This window comes from Candidatus Cloacimonadota bacterium (assembly GCA_011372345.1).
Classification (GTDB): Bacteria; Cloacimonadota; Cloacimonadia; order Cloacimonadales; family TCS61; genus DRTC01.
This window is the reverse complement of record DRTC01000160.1, coordinates 1-6740: the sequence shown is the minus strand read 5'-3', so window position 1 is coordinate 6740 and position 6740 is coordinate 1. Positions and strand designations below refer to the sequence as shown.

The 6740-nt window shown below is 31.5% G+C and carries 4 protein-coding genes; all 4 read right to left on the bottom strand.

Annotated elements, in window-relative coordinates; genetic code table 11:
* Positions 1–146: 146 nt before the first annotated feature.
* Positions 147–1451 carry a hypothetical protein gene (locus tag ENL20_03080; protein HHE37540.1) on the bottom strand — a complete coding sequence of 435 codons (1305 nt, stop codon included), beginning with the start codon at positions 1449–1451 and terminating at the stop codon, positions 147–149.
* Complete coding sequence (locus tag ENL20_03075) at positions 1451–1813, bottom strand: hypothetical protein (protein ID HHE37539.1); 363 nt, start codon at positions 1811–1813, stop codon at positions 1451–1453. The genes ENL20_03080 and ENL20_03075 overlap by 1 nt, the downstream gene beginning before the upstream one ends.
* Before the next feature lie 102 nt (positions 1814–1915).
* Complete coding sequence (locus tag ENL20_03070) at positions 1916–4045, bottom strand: PAS domain S-box protein (protein HHE37538.1); 2130 nt, start codon at positions 4043–4045, stop codon at positions 1916–1918.
* Positions 4046–4108: 63 nt separating this feature from the next.
* Positions 4109–6740: PAS domain S-box protein (locus tag ENL20_03065; GenBank protein ID HHE37537.1), on the bottom strand; the 2632-nt coding region annotated here is incomplete at its 5' end.

The following is a 6740-nucleotide window of genomic DNA, read 5'->3' as shown; positions in this document are numbered from 1 at the left end:
CCCTGTATCAATTCCGGAAATCCTGAAAAACAATACGACGAGCTTGTCGAAACAAGAAATGATATGGAAGCGTTCGGAGGTCCAAAACGTGATATAAAATACTGGTAGTTTAAATGATTTTCATACGAAGATTCTTCGTAAGAAAATCATTTAAACCACCAGAATTTTATATCACCTTTTGGACCTCCGAACGCTCCCATATCATTTCTTGTTTCGTCAAGATCGTCGTATTGTTTTTCAGGATTTCCGGAATTGATACAGGGAGAGCCTATCATAAGCTGATAATCATTATTCTGTTCATCTTTAAAAAGCGGATAGAATTCCAGGTTACTGTTATCCCAATTCAAAATTCCATTAAACTGATTTGTAATACCGGCAAGTCCTGAATAAATATCTGAATATGAAATGGTGACGGAACTCTTTTTAAATTGATGAGAAAAAGCGATTTCACCATTGGAATTCTTCCATAAAATACAATTCATCAAAACAGGATTGGAATCATCCTCACTGAAAATACCAGCAGTTCTTTTAGTTGCTGAATTTTTAACGATGGTTACATTTTCAAATTCAGGGCTTGATTTTCTGGAATAAACAGCTCCTCCGGAAGCAGCTGAATTTTTGAGAATTATAGTGTTGTTGAAAATCGGATTGGAATTAAGTGTGCAAAATATTCCACCACCATTTTTTCCAGCTTTGTTTTCTTCAAATCTGACTCTTAAAAAACTTGGATTTGAATTGTAAAGACATGCAATCCCTGCTCCTTGTTCCACAGCTGAATTTTTAATAAAATTTACATCTTTCAGGGAAGGATTTGCCAGATAACATGAAACTCCTCCGCCATCATCTTCAGCAAGGTTATTAGAAATTATGATCCTTTCTAATTTTGCATTGGAAGAATAGAAGAAAATTCCTCCACCCTTGAAAGCAGAATTATTGGTTATGATCAAATTATCTAAACTAGGATTAGCATTTTTACAATAAATTCCTCCTCCGAGATAATAGTGTTCATCATTATTATATGGATTTTCCAATTCGATTTGATAAGAACTGTTTTCCGGGTTATAAAAAGGATTATCATAAACTCCGGAACCATTGGTTAAAGTAAATCCGCTTAATCTTGCTGATGATTTTTCCTGGTTTTCGAAACGAATTACGCTTCCTTTCTTTCTTCCATTGATGATAGTTTTATAAATAAATGAAGAATCTTTTTCGACATTGAAAAAGGAAGTGATCGTGATATTTTTTCCATCAAAATTTATATTTTCATAATAAGTTCCGGGGCTTATAAGGATTACATCTCCATCAAATGAATGATTTATGGCAGTTTGTATATTTGAGTAATCATCCGGAACTAAAGAATCATAGTGGAATTTTGAGATATAATCCGAATTATCAGAAAATGCAAATGTATTTATGAAAGCGATTATCAATAGAACAAGTTTTTTTTTCATTATTTTGCTCCTGAATTTTTAACTACAAAGTTTTGAAAATTTTTATGGAAACCACTAAAGTGGTTATTAACAGGTTTTACTATTTTTTTCCCAAAGTTAAAACTGTGGGCTAATGATTTATTAAATAACTCAAGTTCCGCAGAAGAATGTAAACCGTTAAAACGGTTCTGTTCATCATATTCAACCGTTCTTTCATCCTGATAAATCAGGGTGTTGTTATGAAAAAAAAGAATACAGTTCCTGTTAAAATTAATCAGAATAACACCACAATTGTTTACTCCGGCTTTCGACGGACATTGTAGTGCTGAGAATAGTAAAAAAACATTATCCCTAACCATTTTAATGGTTTCTGAAATTTTCATCAATTCAGCAGAACTCATTTTTTAATGAGATTGAGTCAAAGTAGAACTTTTCATAACTTGCATTCCCGAATGGAATTTGGGAAAAAGCATAAAAAGAAACACTTAAATCTTCTCCGGGAAGCTTATCCTGTAAGTAGTTCCTTTATCCTGGATCATATCAAGTGTGCCTTTAAGCTGAATTATTAAAGTATCGACTAATTGCATACCCAGAGTATCGGTGTTTTTATAATCGATTTCAGTTGGAAATCCGATACCATTATCGGAAATTATAAGATTATATGTTTTTGATTCATCTATAGTCATAAAAATTAAAATTTCACCTTTTTGTTTACCCGGGAAAGCATATTTCAGAGAATTCGTAACAAGTTCATTGATGAGTAAACTGCATGGTATTGCAGTAGTAAGATTCATTAAAACATTTTTTATCTGAATATCCAATTTTATCAATTCCTTACTAATTCCATAAGAAATGAATAAACTTCGTGTCAGACTCTCAATATATTCTGCAAAATCAATTTTTGCCAGGTTTTCCGACTGATATAGTTTTTCATGCACAAGAGACATTGATCTGACTCGGTTCTGACTTTCTTTAAAGATTTCGAGATCATCTTTGTCTTTGATGAATCTTGACTGAAGGCTCAACAGACTGGAAATGACCTGCATATTATTTTTTACGCGATGATGAACTTCCTGAAGCAGTACCTCTTTTTCATTCAAAGATGCCCGGATCAATTCTTCAGCTCTCTTTCTTTCAGTGATATCCTCGATTATCCCATCAAAATATAGAGTATTTCCTTGATCATCTGTAATCATTTTAATACTGATCGAACCCCAGAAAATCTTTCCGTCTTTTCGCGTTAGTTCAGTATTGAAATTTTTTACTATTTTTTTAGAAATAAGCATTTTCAATAAAATTTTTCTCTGATTAGAATCATGATAAAGATCGTTTATATTTGCCTTTTTAATTTCTTCTTCGGATTCATAACCAAACATCTGAATCAAAGCCGGATTGAGTGAATAGAATTTTCCTTGTCGAGTTAACCTGAAAATCCCAACAGGAATATTTGCTTGTAATGTTCTATATCTCTCTTTGCTTTTTTTTAATTGTAATTCCCGCGCATGAATTTTTTCAGACATATTCATTATATTTTTAGATATAGTTGTTAATTCATCTTTTCCATCAATTTCCAACTTTGTACCATATTTTCCATGTTCGATATTTTTTAATCCTGTATTTATCATGAGAACCCGTTTTACAATAAGTTCATTGAATAATTTTGATGAGATCATAAAAACAAGAGACATGATCAGAATATATGAGCAAATTGCATAAAAGATGATATTAGTCACAAAACGATTTATAAAACTAAAATCGTATACTACTTCGAGGTACATTTCTTTCACGAAATCAAAATCAGCTTTTTTTATTTTTGGAATAAAATAGCTCGTTTCCATTCTTCCTTTTTTGATCTTTAATTCTTTTCCAGGTTTTAAATTAAGGATCAGGCTTTTATCTTTATCAAACTTTTTTCCTTCATTAATAAAAGACCAACCGGAAATATTATTGATCCGATAAATATCAAAACTTTTCAGATAATTGTTAAGTTTTACGGTTGTAGAAAACAGGTCTTTAAAGACCATATTATAATATTCTTCTGAATAATTCTCTTTAATGTAATCTTGGATTTTTACGGAAACTTCTAAAATATAATCACTTCCGGGAGGACTATAATAAGCATAAGTGTTTAGAATTCCGGTTTTATTGGAAATACCAATTCTCTGTTTGAATATTTTTCCTTTTCCGTAAATGGATATCAGGAAATCAGTGAATTTTTTTTCAATTGAGAAAAGGTTAAAATTCATATCCGGAGCAAATGAAGTATTAAATATTGTACCTTTTTCATCGATTAAATAAATTTCAGTAACATTGTATTTTTGAGCTAACTTTTTAAGTTCCTGTTGAGACATTTCTTCTCTTTTTTTCTTTGTATCCAATTCATCATTTATGGAACTTATCGATTTTTCAATAGATATATTAATATCTTCTTCGATATGTAGAAGTAATCTGTCAAAAAGTTGGAAATCACTTTTAATTTGCTGGAAAAGTTGTTCTTTCTGGTTTTTTAAGACAGAATTTACTTTTGCTTTGGCGTAACTTCCAATAGCGAGTGTGATAAATAAAGTTGAACCGAAAACCAAAATCAGCAAATAAAGAATAACTTTGTTTTTCAATTATCTTTCCTTAAAAAAATTATCACAAACAATTTTGTTTTTAAAGTGTTATAAACATATTTTCTAGACATCATCCGAACCTGTAAAAATAATTGTATATTTTGAGCCGTTGCTTTTATCTAGTTCGATGTCACCATGAAGTTGTTTAACTAATGTAGTGACCAACTGTAATCCTAAGGTTTCGGTATTCTGAAAATCTATTCGATCAGGTAGTCCGATACCATCATCTTCAAACAGAACATGATATTTATTCTCATTTTCTCTGTATTCGATTTTGATTTGAATAAGCCCTTTCTTGTCTTTTGGAAATGCATATTTGAGGGAATTTGAAAGCAGTTCATTGATGATCAGTCCACACGGAATTGCTTTATTAATGTCTAATAATATTTCTTCCATTTCAACTCGATATTTTATTCTATTAATATCGATTTTGAAGAATGTAAACAGGTTACGAGCTAATTTTTGGATATAATCACTAAAATTGATTCTTGCCAGATCTTCTGATCTATACAGTTTCTCATGGATCAGAGCCATAGATTTAACACGATTAATACTGTCTTTGAACAGATCCAAATCTTGTTTATTTTTGATGTATCCCGCTTGCAGATTGAGCATACTCGAGATAACCTGCATATTATTTTTCACTCGATGATGAATTTCCTGTAATAAAACTTCTTTTTCTTTTAAGGAATTCTTAATTCTTTCTTCAGCACTTTTACGATCTGTTATATCCCTGAAAGCTACAAGAACAGCTTTTTCATTTTTAAAAGTTATTGGAATTGCTGATATTTCAACATCTCTGACCGAACCATCGATAGTAAGATATTTTTCTTCTTCAAGTTCAACCGGAGTTCCGGCAGTATATAATTTATGGATCCTTTCTTTAACGATTTCATGAGATTCGGGGGCAACAAAATCGATAATCGGTTGTCCATATAGTTTTTCAGGATTGTCTATTCCAATGAAATTTGCTGCGGCTTTATTTGCGGAAATTAATTTACCATTGCTGTGAACAATGATCGGATCAGGAGATGAATCGAACAGTCTTCGGTAGCGTTCTTCACTCTCAATTAATCCCTTTTCTGCTTTCCGTTGACTGGTGACATCCCGAACGATCGCTAAAACTTTACTTTGATTCAGAGGAACAATTCTTGCTTCAAATGTATTAAGACCTTCCGGTACTGCAAGCTCATATTCAATTGTCTGAGTATTTCCTGTTTTAATAGACTCTTCAATTTTATTCAGGATCAATTTTATTTGTTGTTCATTAAAACCAGCATCTTTGATGTTTTTTCCAATTATCTGCTTTCTTGGAATTGCTAATAAACCGTTTTTTTCCGCTTCAAAATCCAGGTATTTTCCATTTTTATCGAGGACAAAGATCATGTCAGGAATTGCCTGAAGAAGAGCTTTGTTCCTGACAATACTTTCTTTTAGGGCATCTTGAGCTTTTTTTCTATCAATAGCTAAAGCAACTTGTTCAGATACGAATTCCAGAATTTCAAGATCTTTTTCCGAATACATTTTAGCATCTTTATAACTTTGAACCGCTAAAGCTCCAATAACATTTTTCCCAACTTTTAGAGGAACACCTAACCAGATCTTACTTTTCCAATTCATATCGGCAATAAGACCTTCCCGAATGAGTTTGTTCCTTTTTTTAGCAGTTAAATAAAGTGGTTTTTCTTTTTTTATTATATATGCAGTGATCCCGTTTTTCAATTGTTGTGGTTCTGGGATTTGTTTATTCAATTCATCGATATAATATGGAGCAGAAATAATATTTGTTTTTTCATCATATAATGCGATATAAAAATTTGTTGTGTCTATGATCGTATTGAGTTGTTCATGAATGATTTTATAAAGTTCATCTATTTCTGTGGTTGTGTTGGTAGCATTGCTGATATTATATAAAACAGTTTGTATTTCCCGTGCTTTTTTGTTTTCAGTGATGTTTACTCCAGTTCCTAAAATAACAGCTTTTCCATTAATTATGATGCGACTGTTTACAAGTTCGATCCATTTTTGTACTTTGTTTTTAGTGATTATTTTGATTTCATAGGTATTTGGATAAATATCTTCTTCTAATCTGGAAAATCCTCTTTCCTTAACAGTCTCTTTGAATTCCGGATGTACAAATTCATAAAATTTCATTGAAAGAAGTTCTTTATTTGAGTAACCGCTGATTTCCGAGGAAGCAGGATTTGCATAAGTAAAATAACCGCTTTCATCGAAGGTAAAAACAGATACTTTTAAATTCTCCGCTAAAGAACGAAATGATTCTTCGCTTTCGATCAACCGTTCCTCTGTTTTTTTGCGAAGTACAATTTCCTTTTTTTTCTCATTATAAAGGTAATATAAGAGGATTGTGATCAACAGGATCAAGATCAGGCCGATGATCAGGTATTTTTTGATCAGGTTTTGGATTTCCTGTTCCTTTTTCATTGCTGAAATCAAATTTTCAGTTTTTTCAGCTTCATATTTGTTTTGCAAATGCGTGATTTTCAAGCTTTTTTCAATGGCAAAAATGCTGTCTTTTAATTCTGTATAACGATTAATGAATTCATAAGCTTTTTCATATTTTCCTGTTGCTGAATATAATTTTGATAATCCTTCAAAACTCTCTTTTTCAAGGTCTTTTGCTCCGATCTCATGAGATATTTTTCTTCCGATTTCAAGATGAAGTAATGCTTCT

Coding starts and splice junctions, on each gene's coding strand:
- ENL20_03080 (HHE37540.1), bottom strand. CDS start 1,451: ATGAAAAAAAAACTTGTTCTATTGATAATCGCTTTCATAAATACATTT.
- ENL20_03075 (HHE37539.1), bottom strand. CDS start 1,813: ATGAAAATTTCAGAAACCATTAAAATGGTTAGGGATAATGTTTTTTTA.